This window comes from Flavonifractor hominis, from assembly GCF_040095835.1.
Lineage (GTDB): Bacteria > Bacillota > Clostridia > Oscillospirales > Oscillospiraceae > Flavonifractor > Flavonifractor hominis.
The window spans coordinates 468,793-481,211 of the sequence record NZ_JBBMFT010000001.1; the positions used below are offsets into that span (position 1 = coordinate 468,793).

At 54.0% G+C, this 12,419-nt stretch carries 16 protein-coding genes, 1 other RNA gene and 1 other annotated feature; of the genes, 13 read left to right on the forward strand and 4 right to left on the reverse strand.

Features of this window, described 5'->3' with window-relative positions:
• Nucleotide 1: 1 nt before the first annotated feature.
• A complete protein-coding gene (locus WMO45_RS02350; RefSeq protein ID WP_349139052.1) occupies nt 2–2,707 on the reverse strand; it encodes a transglycosylase domain-containing protein in 2,706 nt (901 codons plus the stop codon).
• A 214-nt stretch (nt 2,708–2,921) separates the two neighbouring features.
• Here WMO45_RS02350 and WMO45_RS02355 point away from each other — a divergent pair, with 214 nt between their 5' ends.
• From WMO45_RS02355 to WMO45_RS02380, 6 genes are all read left to right on the forward strand, one after another.
• Entirely contained in the window at nt 2,922–3,236 is a 315-nt protein-coding gene (locus WMO45_RS02355; RefSeq protein WP_349139053.1) for a DUF1292 domain-containing protein, read from the forward strand.
• Nucleotides 3,237–3,254: 18 nt separating this feature from the next.
• Nucleotides 3,255–3,453: non-coding RNA, 6S RNA (gene ssrS / locus WMO45_RS02360), on the forward strand.
• Nucleotides 3,454–3,710: 257 nt separating this feature from the next.
• A complete protein-coding gene (locus WMO45_RS02365; protein WP_349139054.1) occupies nt 3,711–5,321 on the forward strand; it encodes a peptidylprolyl isomerase in 1,611 nt (536 codons plus the stop codon).
• A 56-nt stretch (nt 5,322–5,377) separates the two neighbouring features.
• Entirely contained in the window at nt 5,378–6,094 is a 717-nt protein-coding gene (locus WMO45_RS02370) for a tRNA threonylcarbamoyladenosine dehydratase (RefSeq protein ID WP_349139055.1), read from the forward strand.
• A 44-nt stretch (nt 6,095–6,138) separates the two neighbouring features.
• Nucleotides 6,139–6,501: a TSUP family transporter gene (locus WMO45_RS02375; protein WP_349139056.1), complete on the forward strand. Its 363-nt coding sequence runs from the start codon at nt 6,139–6,141 to the stop codon at nt 6,499–6,501.
• Nucleotides 6,501–6,857, forward strand: a complete 357-nt coding sequence (locus tag WMO45_RS02380) for a TSUP family transporter (protein WP_349139057.1) — start codon at nt 6,501–6,503, stop codon at nt 6,855–6,857. The genes WMO45_RS02375 and WMO45_RS02380 overlap by 1 nt, the downstream gene beginning before the upstream one ends.
• Nucleotides 6,858–6,864: 7 nt before the next feature.
• On the opposite strand, the gene ruvX is transcribed toward WMO45_RS02380, so the two are convergent.
• Entirely contained in the window at nt 6,865–7,284 is a 420-nt protein-coding gene (gene ruvX, locus WMO45_RS02385; protein WP_349139058.1) for a Holliday junction resolvase RuvX, read from the reverse strand.
• Nucleotides 7,285–7,603: 319 nt separating this feature from the next.
• Here ruvX and rpmG point away from each other — a divergent pair, with 319 nt between their 5' ends.
• The 7 genes from rpmG to rplL all read left to right on the forward strand — a co-directional run bounded on the left by rpmG (nt 7,604) and on the right by rplL (nt 11,119).
• On the forward strand, nt 7,604–7,768 hold the full coding sequence (gene rpmG / locus WMO45_RS02390) for a 50S ribosomal protein L33 (protein WP_009259908.1): 165 nt from the start codon (nt 7,604–7,606) through the stop codon (nt 7,766–7,768).
• Between the two features lie 42 nt (nt 7,769–7,810).
• Nucleotides 7,811–8,137: a preprotein translocase subunit SecE gene (gene secE / locus WMO45_RS02395; protein ID WP_349139059.1), complete on the forward strand. Its 327-nt coding sequence runs from the start codon at nt 7,811–7,813 to the stop codon at nt 8,135–8,137.
• 9 nt (nt 8,138–8,146) lie between these two features.
• Nucleotides 8,147–8,668 (forward strand): transcription termination/antitermination protein NusG, encoded by a 522-nt coding sequence (gene nusG, locus WMO45_RS02400; RefSeq protein WP_349139060.1) that lies wholly within the window; start codon nt 8,147–8,149, stop codon nt 8,666–8,668.
• A gap of 99 nt (nt 8,669–8,767) precedes the next feature.
• A complete protein-coding gene (rplK, locus tag WMO45_RS02405) occupies nt 8,768–9,193 on the forward strand; it encodes a 50S ribosomal protein L11 (protein ID WP_297212709.1) in 426 nt (141 codons plus the stop codon).
• A 20-nt stretch (nt 9,194–9,213) separates the two neighbouring features.
• Nucleotides 9,214–9,906, forward strand: a complete 693-nt coding sequence (gene rplA / locus WMO45_RS02410; protein ID WP_349139061.1) for a 50S ribosomal protein L1 — start codon at nt 9,214–9,216, stop codon at nt 9,904–9,906.
• 65 nt (nt 9,907–9,971) lie between these two features.
• Nucleotides 9,972–10,106 (forward strand) — a sequence feature (ribosomal protein L10 leader region).
• Between the two features lie 44 nt (nt 10,107–10,150).
• The gene (rplJ, locus tag WMO45_RS02415; RefSeq protein WP_349139062.1) at nt 10,151–10,696 is read left to right on the forward strand and encodes a 50S ribosomal protein L10; all 546 of its coding nucleotides are present in this window, start codon (nt 10,151–10,153) and stop codon (nt 10,694–10,696) included.
• A 48-nt stretch (nt 10,697–10,744) separates the two neighbouring features.
• Nucleotides 10,745–11,119: a 50S ribosomal protein L7/L12 gene (gene rplL / locus WMO45_RS02420; protein ID WP_087188131.1), complete on the forward strand. Its 375-nt coding sequence runs from the start codon at nt 10,745–10,747 to the stop codon at nt 11,117–11,119.
• A gap of 59 nt (nt 11,120–11,178) precedes the next feature.
• Here rplL and WMO45_RS02425 read toward each other — a convergent pair whose 3' ends face one another.
• Complete coding sequence (locus WMO45_RS02425; RefSeq protein WP_349139063.1) at nt 11,179–11,724, reverse strand: phosphatase PAP2 family protein; 546 nt, start codon at nt 11,722–11,724, stop codon at nt 11,179–11,181.
• Between the two features lie 66 nt (nt 11,725–11,790).
• Nucleotides 11,791–12,300 (reverse strand): DUF4330 domain-containing protein, encoded by a 510-nt coding sequence (locus WMO45_RS02430; RefSeq protein WP_349139064.1) that lies wholly within the window; start codon nt 12,298–12,300, stop codon nt 11,791–11,793.
• Nucleotides 12,301–12,419: the final 119 nt, after the last annotated feature.

A 12,419-nucleotide genomic window follows, 5' to 3' on the forward strand; every position in this document is an offset into this window, starting at 1 on the left:
CTTATTGGCCCTCCACCGGAACATAAGGTTCTTCTGAAGGGGTGGAGGAAGGCTCTGCAGATGCCGATGGTGTTGGTTCCGCAGTTGCCGTCCCCTCTCCTCCAGAGGGCGTCTCCTCGGGAGTCGTTTCTACCTTTGGATAAGTCGCCGGATTTTCCGGGTCGAAATCCTCATAGCGGGGATCGTTCACCGGCGGCCATGTGGAGGGATCCTCAATCCGGAACTGAGACGGATCGTACTCCGTCGGTTGTTCCGGCTCCGGCTCTGGGGCGCTGGTGTGCACGGTACAGCTCCCCTGTGCCTCCAGGAAACTGTAAAGATAGACGCTGTCCCTGGCACTTACACCGCCCACGCTCTCACGTACATAGTTCAAGATTCCAATCGTCTTAACGCTGCCAGCGTTCTCACCGTCACCACGTGGACAATAATCCCCCGCCAGGTGATACAAGCCTTCTATGGCGGTGCCATCACCGTTCAGAATCGGATCATCGGTACAAACCTCCACAGACGTATGCAGATTGCACCGTTCCGTTGGAATGTCATCTTCAAACAAATATACGTTCTTTACGCGGCTGCCCCGCGGATCGTTGAGACAGGCATCATCTGCCAGCAGACCGCTGTCCAGACAGATGCTCACCGATTTCAGTCCACTGGGCTGGTTAAAATCCTTATCTTCCAATCCTTCATGGACTTTACTCATTACCTTCTGCCACAGGGTAGCCGCCGGGTTGCCGCTGGCACTGATACGTTCCGGCATCTCATATCCAACCCAGACCGCAGCGGTGTAATACGGCGTATATCCCACAAACCAGCGGTCGTTGTTGCTGTTGGTGGAACCGGTCTTGCCCGCTACCGTCATACCGGAAATTCGGGCACCCGTACCAGTGGCGCCGCCATATTCTCCTTCCACTACGTTCTGAAGCATGTCATTGATATACCAGGTCGTCTCGCTGGAGAGAACCAGATCCTCTTCCTGGTCGGTATTGTCCAGAAGCACTACCTCCTGGCCATCCACCTCCCGCGTCACTTTCGTGTAGGTACGCGGCTCAATATACACACCGTCTCTCGGGAATACGGAATAGGCTGCCGCCATATCGATTACCCGGACACCATCTGTCAGGCCGCCCAGTGCCAACTGTGCTGCACCCTTGTCGCTTACCACTTCACCGTTGCTCTCTCGTCCCTCTTCCAGGTTAATGTGGAACTTCTCCTCCATGAATTGGAACGATTGTTCCACACCAAGCTCCTGGAATGTACGAACCGCCACCGGGTTGGAAGAAATCTCCAGTGCCGCAGCCACATTCATACGTCCCTTATAGTAGCCATACGAGTTAGAAGGCCAAGCACTGCTACCCAGCAACTGCACCGGGTAATCATCAAATACCGTAGCCGGTGTAATCAGTCCATATTCCAGGGCCGGCGCATATACTGACAGTGGTTTGATCGACGAACCGGGCTGCCGGGTAGAACGACTGGCATAGTTCCAACCACGGTTGGTGGTTTTCTCTCCCAGCGCACCCGCTAACCCTACCACATTGCCATCCTGGTCAATGATCACAATAGCAGACTGGATCTCCTGTCCGGATTTACTCGTCAGCTGAAGATTACTGCGATCGGAATAGACTTCCTCCACAGCGGATTGAATCTCCGGGTCGGCACAGGCATAAATTTTTAGCCCACCGGAAAGGACCAAGTCAGATGCCAGCTGTTCCGAGTAGCCGTACTCCTCCATCAAATCGTTCATAACATCGGTAATGACCTGCTCATCATACCAGTTATAGATCGTAGTCTCTTTTTCCTCGTTTTCGCCACGCTCGAATACCAGCTCTTCCGCCACGGCGGATTCATACTCCTCCTGGCTGATCATCCCCAGTTCCTTCATCTTCCAAAGCACCAGCTCCTGGCGCTGTTTGTTGCGCTCCCGGCCAGTAGTGACCACACCCGTATCCGGATTGGTCATGCGAACATTGGAATAGGGCCCATAAATGGTGGGGTTGTTGGTAATGCTGATCAGGCTGGCGCATTCCGCTAAGCTTAACTCAGAGACATCTTTGCCAAAGTAGTTTTGGGCCGCGGTAGCTACACCATAGCAGTTGTCTCCCAGGTAGATATAGTTGAGATACCACTCCATAATCTGCGTTTTATCATAGGTGGCATCAAAATCCAGTGCCCGGAAGATCTCCAGGATCTTACGCTTGACCGTAACATCGTCATACTGGGTAAAATTCTTGATCAGCTGCTGGGTAATGGTGGAACCGCCTTGGATATCTCCACCAGTAAACATCAGCAGCACGCCCTTAAGGGTGCGCTTCCAGTTTACACCATGGTGGGTCCAGAACGTCTCATCCTCAATCGCCACCGTGGCATTGATCAAATCTTCCGGGATCTGACTATAACTCACCAGTTCTCGATTCTCTGTGCCATGCAGTGACAAATGTTCCACATATTCGCCCGTATTAGAATCCTGATAATAAATGGTGCTTGTCAAATTCATATCAAAGTTCGCGTCCAGGCTGGCTTGTGGCAGAATGACCGTCCGAATGTAAACCGCGGCAAAGCAAACCAGGATCGCTCCTGTGATGAGCCCGATAAGCAGAAGGGTTCCCACGACCTTCCCAATCACAGAGAGCACCATCGCTGCTGTGTTGGGCTGCTTCCTGCGCCGGTCTCGACGCGGATGTGGGTTTTGATTGGTTGTTGACGCCAAAATGACACCTCCGTTTTTGCTGGAACGGTTTTCTTGCATATGCAGTCATAGGATGACTTATAGGGTATTATAGCATGTCCTGTCAAGTTGTCCAATAGCAAGTTCCATTTTTTTACATAACTGGTTTTGAAAAAATTTGGTTCATCACACTCTTGCATTTTCATCTCTGAGCCGCTACAATATAGACGATGACAAGGAAGGTATGGTGCCCGATATGAGCGAAGAATTTGGACCTGATTTTATCTCCGTCACCGACGAAGACGGCAATGAATTTGAACTGGAGCATTTGGACACAATAGAGTATAACGGCCAGACCTACATGGCTTTCTTTCCTGCTGTAGAAGGTGAGGAAGGCGAGGATGATTCTGTTAAGGATGTAGATCTGGACGAAGAATATGGTCTGATCATCCTGAAAGTAGTGGAGGTCAATGGCGAAGAACAGCTCTCCACACTGGACAGTGACGAAGAATTGGAGCTGGTTTACCAGCAGTTTATGGAGTCACTGTTTCAGGAAGAGGATGACCAATAAAACCGTCTTTTAGAGGTTGTTTTCCTGCTTGGTGCGTGATGGGCTTTATTTAAACCCACATTTTCGAAACGGGATGCCCCCTCATGGCGTGGACTGCAGGCCTCCCGGCACCCTTTGCGGTGGCTGGAAGTTGGAAGCAACGAAGCGTCATGGAGGCAACCCACCTGCCATTACGTGCAGGTTTTAAATGGGTCCGCACGGCTATAGCGGGGTTCCCCGCGGAACAATATGTTCCGCGGGGATTCTTTTTCTCTGCTACTGGAGATGAATAAAGTGTAAAACCTGTTTTCGCACTTGAAAGGCGCTGAACTTTCCTGTATAATACTTCATTGTGTATAAGAATGTCTGGCTACACCAGCCAGACATGACCGGCGCCGGCCGTCTCCCTGTTTGATGTTTGGATGTGTCAGCGGAGCAGTCAGCGGCGGGAGCCCCTGCGTTGCAGGAACAACTACGAGAGGACTGAAACAACAAATGAGCGCATCCAGAGAAAAGAAGCGGCGCCAGAACGACCCCGCTCAGGGCCTGACGCAGAAACAGCGGAAGGAACTTCAAGAGCAGCAGGCCGCCAAGCGGAAGACCATCCTCTATACTGTCATCGGTGTGATTGTGGCTGTATTGGTGGTAATCCTGCTGGTATGGCACTCCGGTATCTTCCAACGCCGGACCACAGCGGTCAGCGTAGGTGGGCGTGATTACAATGTCACCGACGTAGAGTATTACTACCGTACAGCGCTGGTCAACGAATACTATATGTCTTATTACACCGGCTCCAGCGCTTCGTTTGATCCCCAGGGCGATCTGACCACTCAGTATGTGGATGCTGACCAGACGCAGAGCTATCACGATTATTTCCTTGAACAAGCCATGGAAAACCTGACCGAGGTCGCTGCGTTGGAAAATGCGGCAGACGAAGCTGGTTATAGCATGACCGACGAGGAAAAAGCCGATGTCCAGGAGCAGATTGACTCCATGCGTCAGAGTGCTGAGCAGAACGGCTACACCTATGAGGGTTATCTGAAGGCCAATTATGGCAAGTATATGACTCCTTCCGCCTACAAGGCCTGTCTGGAGCGTGAAGCCCGGGTCAATGGCTTCTACAGCGACAAGTCGGACAGTCTGGAGTATACTGATGAGGAGATCCAGGCCTACTACGATGAGCACGCCGACGATCTGGACACCTTCCAGTACCGTTACCTCTTCTTCGATGGTTCCGTACCTGAAACCACTGATGAGGAAGGCAACACTGTAGAGCCCACCGAGGAAGAGACTGCGGTTGCTATGGAGGCAGCCAAGGCTCAGGCTGATGCTTTCGTAGATGCTCTGAACGCTGCCGAGGATAAGGACGCTGCATTTGCCGAACTGGCTCCCAACTACGTGGATGAAGAGGACAAGGATTCTTACACTGAGAATCCCGATCAGACTCTTTACACTACTGTAGGCAGCAACCTCGCCAGCAGTTACGGCTCCTGGCTGAAGGATGCCAGCCGCCAAGCCGGTGACGTAGAGGTCCTGGAAAACTCCACCGGCGACGGTTACTTCGTGGTCCTGTTCCTGAATCGTTCTCTGGACGAAACTCCCACCGTGGATGTACGCCATATTCTCGTTCTGGCGGACCTGACTCAGGAAGATGATCCTGATACGGAAGATGTGGATGAGTCTACCGTCCCCACTCAGGAAGCGCTGGATGCTGCTAAGGCAGAGGCTGAAGACCTGCTGGCTCAGTGGGAGAGCGGCGATAAGACCGCTGAATCTTTCGGCGAACTGGCCAACGCTAATTCGGATGATCCCGGTTCCAATACCAACGGCGGCCTGTATGAGAAGGTTTATGAAGGTGAGATGTTTGGCGCCTTCAACGATTGGATCTTCGACCCCGCCCGTCAGAGCGGTGACACTACCCTGATTGAGAATACTCAGTCTGGCCAGCAGGGTTGGCACGTGGTGTACTTCCAGGGTCAGAATGATCCCGTTTGGATGGGCACCGCCACTGATACTATGCGCAATGAGGATATGGTTACCTGGCTCAATGATCTAACAGAGGGTCTGGAAGCCACTCAGGCCAGCGGTATTCAGTACGTGGGTTAAAACAACGAAAAAACGGACGGGGGCATCCCCGTCCGTTTTTCTCAATGGAGGTTTTTATGGACGAACGATTCCTGCGCACGGAAATGCTTTTGGGCAGGCATGCGATGGAGCGGTTGGCTAAATCCCATGTGGCCGTATTTGGCCTAGGCGGTGTGGGAAGCTGGTGCGCTGAGGCTCTGGCACGCTCAGGCGTGGGAGCACTCACCTTAGTTGACCATGATGAGGTGGGGCTCACCAACCTAAACCGTCAAGTTGAGGCCACTATATCCACTCTGGGAAAACCCAAAGCCAAGGCCATGGCTGAGCGCATCGCTGACATTAACCCGGACTGCTCCACCACCGTTCGGATAGAAAAATATGAAGCAGAATGTCGGGAATCCTTTTTTGACACCCGGTATGACTATATTGTAGACTGCATTGATCTGGTCTCCTGCAAGCTCGATCTGATCGAGACCGCTTTGAATCGGGGGATTCCCATTCTCTCCGCACTCGGCACAGGCAATAAGCTGGACCCAAGCCTGTTTCGAATTTCTGACCTTTCCAAGACGGAGGGGTGTCCTTTGGCTCGGGTAGTACGCAAAGAATTGCGTGCCCGTGGGATTCTGCATCATCGGGTACTCTGGTCTCCGGAAGAACCTCGTACTCCTCTTCAGCATGAAGCTCCTCCCCCCGGTCGCCGCTCTGTCCCAGGCAGTGTAGCCTGGGTTCCTCCAGTCGCCGGACTGATGATGGCCGGCGATGTGGTGCAATCGCTGTCCGGACTTGGTGTATAAAACATCCCTCCATCGGCAAACTAATGCTGATGGAGGGATGTTTTTTGAACATAAAGCAAAATTTACGCGGAGCACTGGCTGGTGTGGCAGCCGGGCTAACCAATGGCTTTTTCGGCGGTGGCGGCGGCATGCTTCTGGTTCCTTTGCTCACCCGATGGTGTAAGCTGGAGCAACGAAAGGCCTTCGCCACGTCGGTGGCCATTATTCTTCCCCTGTGCGCACTCTCTTCCGCTATCTACTGGTTTCGGGGTGGTCTGGATCTCGTGACTGCTCTCCCCTATCTGGCCGGCGGTCTGGCGGGTGGTCTGATCGGAGGGAGCGTATTCCGTCGGCTGAATATGCTCTGGCTGCGCCGCGCATTTGCCCTGCTTATTCTCTATGGCGGCGTAAAGGCGCTGTTTTTCTGATGGAGTGGCTGCTTCCATTTCTGGTGGGCACAGCCACCGGGGTACTCTCCGGCTTTGGGGTCGGAGGAGGCACTCTGCTGCTCATCTATCTGACCGCTTTCGCCGGACTTCCCCAAACACAGGCACAGGGAATCAATCTACTCTACTTCCTCCCTGCCGCGTCCGCTGCTTTACCCGCTCATATCAAAAACGGGTACGTAGACAAACGTACGGCATATCCCGCTATTCTGGCCGGTCTGGCCGGCACTGCGGTAGCTGCGTGGGCAGCCACCGGTCTGGATGTGGAATTGCTCCACAAATGCTTTGGCGGCTTTCTCATCGTGGTTGGGTTGCGTGAACTGTTCAGCAGGCCCTGAGTTTCTGTCATCCCCTGGCCCGCTTAAAAGTCAAATATCCCTCCAGAATCAGTGTGGCTGCCACAGCGTCCACATTTTTCTTGTGCTGCTTCATTTTTTTCCCAGAGGCATGCAGAATATTGTGGGCCTCCACTGTGGTACGCCGCTCATCCCACAGCACCGGTTTACGTCCGCATGCCGCCTCTACCTGGGCAGCAAAAGCCCGGTAGAGCTCCGCCCTGGGCCCCTCGGTGCCGTCCATGTTCCGGGGAAAGCCCATTACCAGTTCGTCCACACTGTACTCCTCTGCCAGACGGACCAGCTCAGCCACCACTACCTCTGCCTTGCGGCTGTGGATCACCGTCGTATACCCGGCCAGAAGTCCTGTGGGATCAGAAATCGCTACCCCGGTCCGGGCATCGCCATAATCGATTGCCATAATGCGCACCTAAATCACTCCTTTTTTCCCACTATACCGGAAAGGACGGCAAAAAACAAGCAAAAACTGCTTGACTTCTTTCATAGGGTGTGCTATAGTTCAAGTACCTATGAAAGAGGGCTCTTTTTTTGTGCGCATTTTTACGGTGTGATGACGCATGAAACCCTTCCCCTCAGCGTGAGGACATAGGGAGGCAAACAAGCCGAATCCGCACCGTGACGGAAACAACAGGGGCGTTTTGCGCACCTGTACGTTGCTGGATTCGGCCCAAACGGCTGCGTCCAGCTTTTTTGTTGCGCGCGGTCAATCAATGAAGGAGGTGCCGAACATGGCGAAGGCCGGCAACCGAGTGAAGATCACTCTGCGCTGCTCCGAGTGCAAGCAGCGCAACTACAACACCAACAAGAACAAGAAGAATACCCCCGACCGTCTGGAACTGAACAAGTACTGCCCCTTCTGCAGGAAGCACACGGTTCACAACGAGACCAAGTAATGAGTGCTGCTATTGCGCAGAAGAAAGAAGGGTTTAAACGGAATGTCTGAATACGAGAAGCTCGAACAGGCCGCTTCTGAGGAAGTAGCGTCCGCCTCCGAGAAGCCCGCAAAGGCGGATAAAGCCGCCAAGCCTGATAAGAAAAAGGACGCCAAGAAAAAAACCGGTTTCTTCGCCCGCATCGGCAAGTGGTTCAAAGAGCTGAAGAGCGAGCTGAAAAAGGTCCAGTGGCCTACCGGCAAGCAGACCCTCAACAACACCGTGATCGTGATTGTCTGCTGCATCATCGTTGGCATCTGCATCTGGGTGTTCGACGCCCTCGCCGGCTCCGTGATCTCTGCCCTGCTGGATCTGTTTGGTAAGGGTTAAGGTGTAACCATGGCTGAGAGTGCGAAGTGGTATGTGGTCCATACCTATTCCGGCTATGAAAACACCGTGGCCGCCAGCATTGAAAAGGCTGTGGAAAACCGTGGCCTGCGGGACCTGATCCAGGAGGTCAGCATCCCTCTGGAGACCGTTACCGAGATTACCGACAACGGTCCCAAGACAGTGGAACGCAAAGTGTTCCCCGGTTATGTGCTGGTCAAAATGGTCATGACGGATGAAACCTGGCATTTGGTGCGCAATGTCCGCGGTGCCACTGGCTTCGTGGGCTCGGGCAACAAAGCCATCCCCCTGACAGATGATGAGATCGCCGCTCTCGGCGTAGAAAAGCGCGAAGTGGTGGTCGGATATCAGGTGGGCGACAACGTCAAGATCACCGATGGCGCTCTGGAATCTTTCCTGGGCACCGTCGAGGAGATCGACCTGGACCACAGCAAGGTCCGCGTAGTGGTCTCCATGTTTGGTCGTGAAACTCCGGTCGAGCTGGAACTGGATCAGGTCGAACCGGTCGAATGACCTACCTCGGGCCACAGGCCCGTTTCCCCCGCACGTGGGAGGGATCTCCGTGCGAGATTCCGCTTCCAACCACATTTATCGTAGGAGGTGCTGTTTCAAATGGCACAGAAAATTACTGGTTATGTGAAACTTCAGATTCCCGCGGGCAAGGCAACTCCCGCGCCCCCTGTCGGCCCCGCTCTCGGTCAGCACGGCATCAACATCGCCGCGTTCACCAAGGAGTTCAATGAGCGTACCAAGAACGACGTGGGCCTGATTATCCCCGTGGTGATCACTGTCTATGCCGACCGTTCCTTCTCCTTCATCACCAAGACTCCTCCTGCCGCCGTTCTCATCAAGAAGGCCTGCAACATCGAGTCCGGCTCCGGCGTGCCCAACAAGACCAAGGTGGCCACCATCAGCAAGGAAGATGTGCGCAAGATCGCCGAGACCAAGATGCCTGACCTGAACGCGGCCAGCATCGAGGCGGCTATGAGCATGATCGCCGGCACTGCCCGTTCCATGGGCATCGTGGTGGGCGACTAAGCCAGAGGAGGGAATAGAGCATGTTTAGAGGCAAGAAATACCAGGAGAGCGCCAAGCTGATCGACAAGGGCGCTCTGTATGATACCGCTGAGGCGATGGAGCTGGTGGTTAAGACCGCTCCTGCCAAGTTCGATGAGACCGTCGAGCTGCACGTGAAGCTGGGCGTTGACTCCCGTCACGCTGACCAGCAGGTTCGTGGCGCCATCGTCCTGCCCCACGGCACCGGTAAGACTCAGCGCGTGCTGGTCTTCGCCAAGGGCGACAAGGCCGAGGCTGCCAAGGCCGCCGGCGCTGACTTCGTGGGCGAGATGGATCTGGTCGAGAAGATCCAGAAAGAGAACTGGTTCGACTATGATGTGGTCGTGGCTTCTCCCGACATGATGGGTGTTGTGGGCCGCCTCGGTAAGGTTCTGGGCCCCAAGGGCCTGATGCCCTCCCCCAAGGCCGGCACCGTCACTCCCGATGTGGCCAAGGCCGTTACCGAGATCAAAGCCGGTAAGGTGGAGTACCGTCTGGATAAGACCAACATCATCCACTGCCCCATCGGCAAGGTCTCTTTCGGCGCTGAGAAGCTGACCGAGAACTTCAACGCTCTGATGGGCGCCATTGTCAAGGCTAAGCCTTCCGCTGCCAAGGGTCAGTACATTCGCTCCTGCGTTTGTGCTTCCACCATGGGCCCCGGCGTGAAGATCAACGGCGCCAAGCTGATGTAATCAGCTTAGCTGCAAAAAAATATCATTCTTGGACAGGTTATGCTTGACATAGCCTGTCCAAGATGGTATAATGAATTTCGTGTTCAAAGACAGCAGGTGGTGCAAACCATAATTCCTGCCGAGAATGCAGCCACAACGTGATTTGACTTTTGTGCTGTTTTCGCTGCTTTGAATGCGGAAACAGCTTTTTTGTTGCGTCTGCATCGAGAAAGTTGGACTCAATCTCAACGGAGGTGAATTCCAAATGCCTAACGCAAAGGTTCTCAGTGAGAAGCAGGCCATCGTGGCTGAGCTGACCGAGAAGCTCAAGAGCGCCAGCAGCGGCGTGCTCGTGGACTACAAGGGCATCACCGTGGCTCAGGACACCGCTCTGCGTGCCGAGTGCCGCAAGAATGAGCTGGACTACGCCGTGGTGAAGAACACTCTGGTGCGCTTTGCCATCAACAACGTGGGTCTGGAAGAGATGGATTCCGTGCTCAACGGTACCACTTCTCTGGCTCTGTCTCATGGCGATCCCATCGCCCCCATGCGGGTGATCAACAAGTTCGCCAAGCAGTTCAATGGTGAGAAGTTCACCATTAAGGCCGGCTTTATGGACGGCAAGGTCCTGTCCATGGACGAGATCATGGCTCTGGCTGAGCTGCCCTCCAAGGAGGCTCTGCAGGCTCAGGTCCTGGGTACTATGCTGGCTCCCATCAGCAGCTTGGCCATCGTCATCAAGGCCATCTGCGAGCAGAAGGGCGGCTCTGTCGAGGCCGTCGAGGCTCCCGCGGAAGCGGCTGCCGAGTAATTCCCCGCAACTTATTTTTACAAACATTTATTTAGGAGGTTACCTATCATGGCTTCTGAGAAAATCACTGCCCTCATCGAAGAGGTTAAGGGTCTGACTGTTCTGGAGCTCTCCGAGCTCGTGCACGCTCTGGAGGACGAGTTCGGCGTCTCCGCCGCTGCTATGGCTGCTCCCGCTGCTGGCGGCGCTGCTGCTCCCGCTGCTGAGGAGAAGACCGAGTTTGACGTGGTGCTGGCTGAGGTCGGCGCTGAGAAGATCAAGGTCATCAAGGCTGTCCGTGAGATCACCGGCCTGGGCCTGGCTGAGGCCAAGGCTGCCGTTGAGGCCGCTCCCAAGGCCATCAAGGAGGGCGTCTCCAAGGATGAGGCTGAGGAGCTGAAGAAGAAGCTGGAAGAGGTCGGCGCCAAGGTCGAGCTGAAGTAAGCTTTCTTTTAATAGTAAAAAAGGACTGCATCTTAAGATGCAGTCCTTTTTTGTTATCCTTAGCTCCGCTTACCGGCATATTTGCGCCACAGCAGGCAAGCCAGCCAACCACACAACAGGCCCACCAGCATACCACACAGTACATCACTGGGGAAATGGACTCCAACATAAAGACGGGACAATCCCATCAGTACAGCAAGTACCACACCCAGGATTTTCATCCAGCGGTGGGGCAGCGTACGGTACCAAGCCGAAGCGGCAGAAAAGGCGGCGCAGGTATGCCCGGATGGAAACGAATTTGGGTCATGCTCAGCGACCAAGGGCACCAGCCCCTCCACTGTCAGCCAGGGCCGCGTTCTTCCCACCAGATGCTTCAGCAGTCCATTGGTCAGAATCAGGCTGAACAACAACGCGGTCAGGCTTACGACACCAGCTCTGCGGGTCTTTCGGAAAAAGAGCATCACCACAGACAGGACGATCCACAGCATCCCGGCATCCCCCAAGTGTGTGTAGAGCGTAAATACCGGCGTAAGAACAGCGCTGCGCACACACGTCTGAATCCACAGCAGGATACCGCCATCCAACTGCAACAGAGCATCTAACATAATGATTCCTCCATAAAGCGGGAGCGGCGGGACCTCATCCCGCCGCTCCTCCTATTCGTTTCTTGTTCAGGCCGCCTCATCGCCCCAGACACAATCCACAATAATGCCATTGGCCAGTTCGATCTTATCTGTTTTGACAATATGGGTCTTCCCTACTCGAATCTCCTGAGTACCCAGTTCGGTGGTAATTGCGTTGACCACGTTGCATTCAATGGTAAAGGTGAGATCCAGCAGATCATCGTCCACCGGTACAATCACTGACTTGCCGGTATCGCTGACGCTAATCTTCTGTTCATGCGGCTCAGCAGTCACGGCGGTCACTTGACCATCCAGCAACTCACCGGAAGCCATCAGCGTAGAGGGGATATACTTCTGGATATTTTCGTATACCTCCGGTTCGACCCCCTCCACCAGTACGGTATAGGTCACGTGTGTTTTGGTGGGGTTAATGGCACTGTTTCCACTGCCGCCCAGGAACTTCATTCCAAGCACTACTGCAGCAATCACGATTACCAAAATCACCAGCAGATCCACAATGTTGATCTTCCCAAACAGTCTTCCCTTTTCGTCTATCATCTTTTGTAGCCTCCGAGGTTGTAAATTGACATAATACTTGGTACAATGATACTTGCTTATTGTAACATACTTCTCCATGGTGAGACAAGTCTTTTCTTTTTTTCTCGGAGGTCTTGTTT

What these genes read in the sequence shown, in the direction of transcription:
- WMO45_RS02355 (WP_349139053.1), top strand. Translation starts at nt 2,922, where the DNA reads ATGAGCGAAGAATTTGGACCTGATTTTATCTCCGTCACCGACGAAGAC.
- WMO45_RS02365 (WP_349139054.1), top strand. Translation starts at nt 3,711, where the DNA reads ATGAGCGCATCCAGAGAAAAGAAGCGGCGCCAGAACGACCCCGCTCAG.
- WMO45_RS02370 (WP_349139055.1), top strand. Translation starts at nt 5,378, where the DNA reads ATGGACGAACGATTCCTGCGCACGGAAATGCTTTTGGGCAGGCATGCG.
- WMO45_RS02380 (WP_349139057.1), top strand. Translation starts at nt 6,501, where the DNA reads ATGGAGTGGCTGCTTCCATTTCTGGTGGGCACAGCCACCGGGGTACTC.
- rpmG (WP_009259908.1), top strand. Translation starts at nt 7,604, where the DNA reads ATGGCGAAGGCCGGCAACCGAGTGAAGATCACTCTGCGCTGCTCCGAG.
- secE (WP_349139059.1), top strand. Translation starts at nt 7,811, where the DNA reads ATGTCTGAATACGAGAAGCTCGAACAGGCCGCTTCTGAGGAAGTAGCG.
- nusG (WP_349139060.1), top strand. Translation starts at nt 8,147, where the DNA reads ATGGCTGAGAGTGCGAAGTGGTATGTGGTCCATACCTATTCCGGCTAT.
- rplK (WP_297212709.1), top strand. Translation starts at nt 8,768, where the DNA reads ATGGCACAGAAAATTACTGGTTATGTGAAACTTCAGATTCCCGCGGGC.
- rplA (WP_349139061.1), top strand. Translation starts at nt 9,214, where the DNA reads ATGTTTAGAGGCAAGAAATACCAGGAGAGCGCCAAGCTGATCGACAAG.
- rplJ (WP_349139062.1), top strand. Translation starts at nt 10,151, where the DNA reads ATGCCTAACGCAAAGGTTCTCAGTGAGAAGCAGGCCATCGTGGCTGAG.
- rplL (WP_087188131.1), top strand. Translation starts at nt 10,745, where the DNA reads ATGGCTTCTGAGAAAATCACTGCCCTCATCGAAGAGGTTAAGGGTCTG.
- WMO45_RS02425 (WP_349139063.1), bottom strand. Translation starts at nt 11,724, where the DNA reads ATGTTAGATGCTCTGTTGCAGTTGGATGGCGGTATCCTGCTGTGGATT.
- WMO45_RS02430 (WP_349139064.1), bottom strand. Translation starts at nt 12,300, where the DNA reads ATGATAGACGAAAAGGGAAGACTGTTTGGGAAGATCAACATTGTGGAT.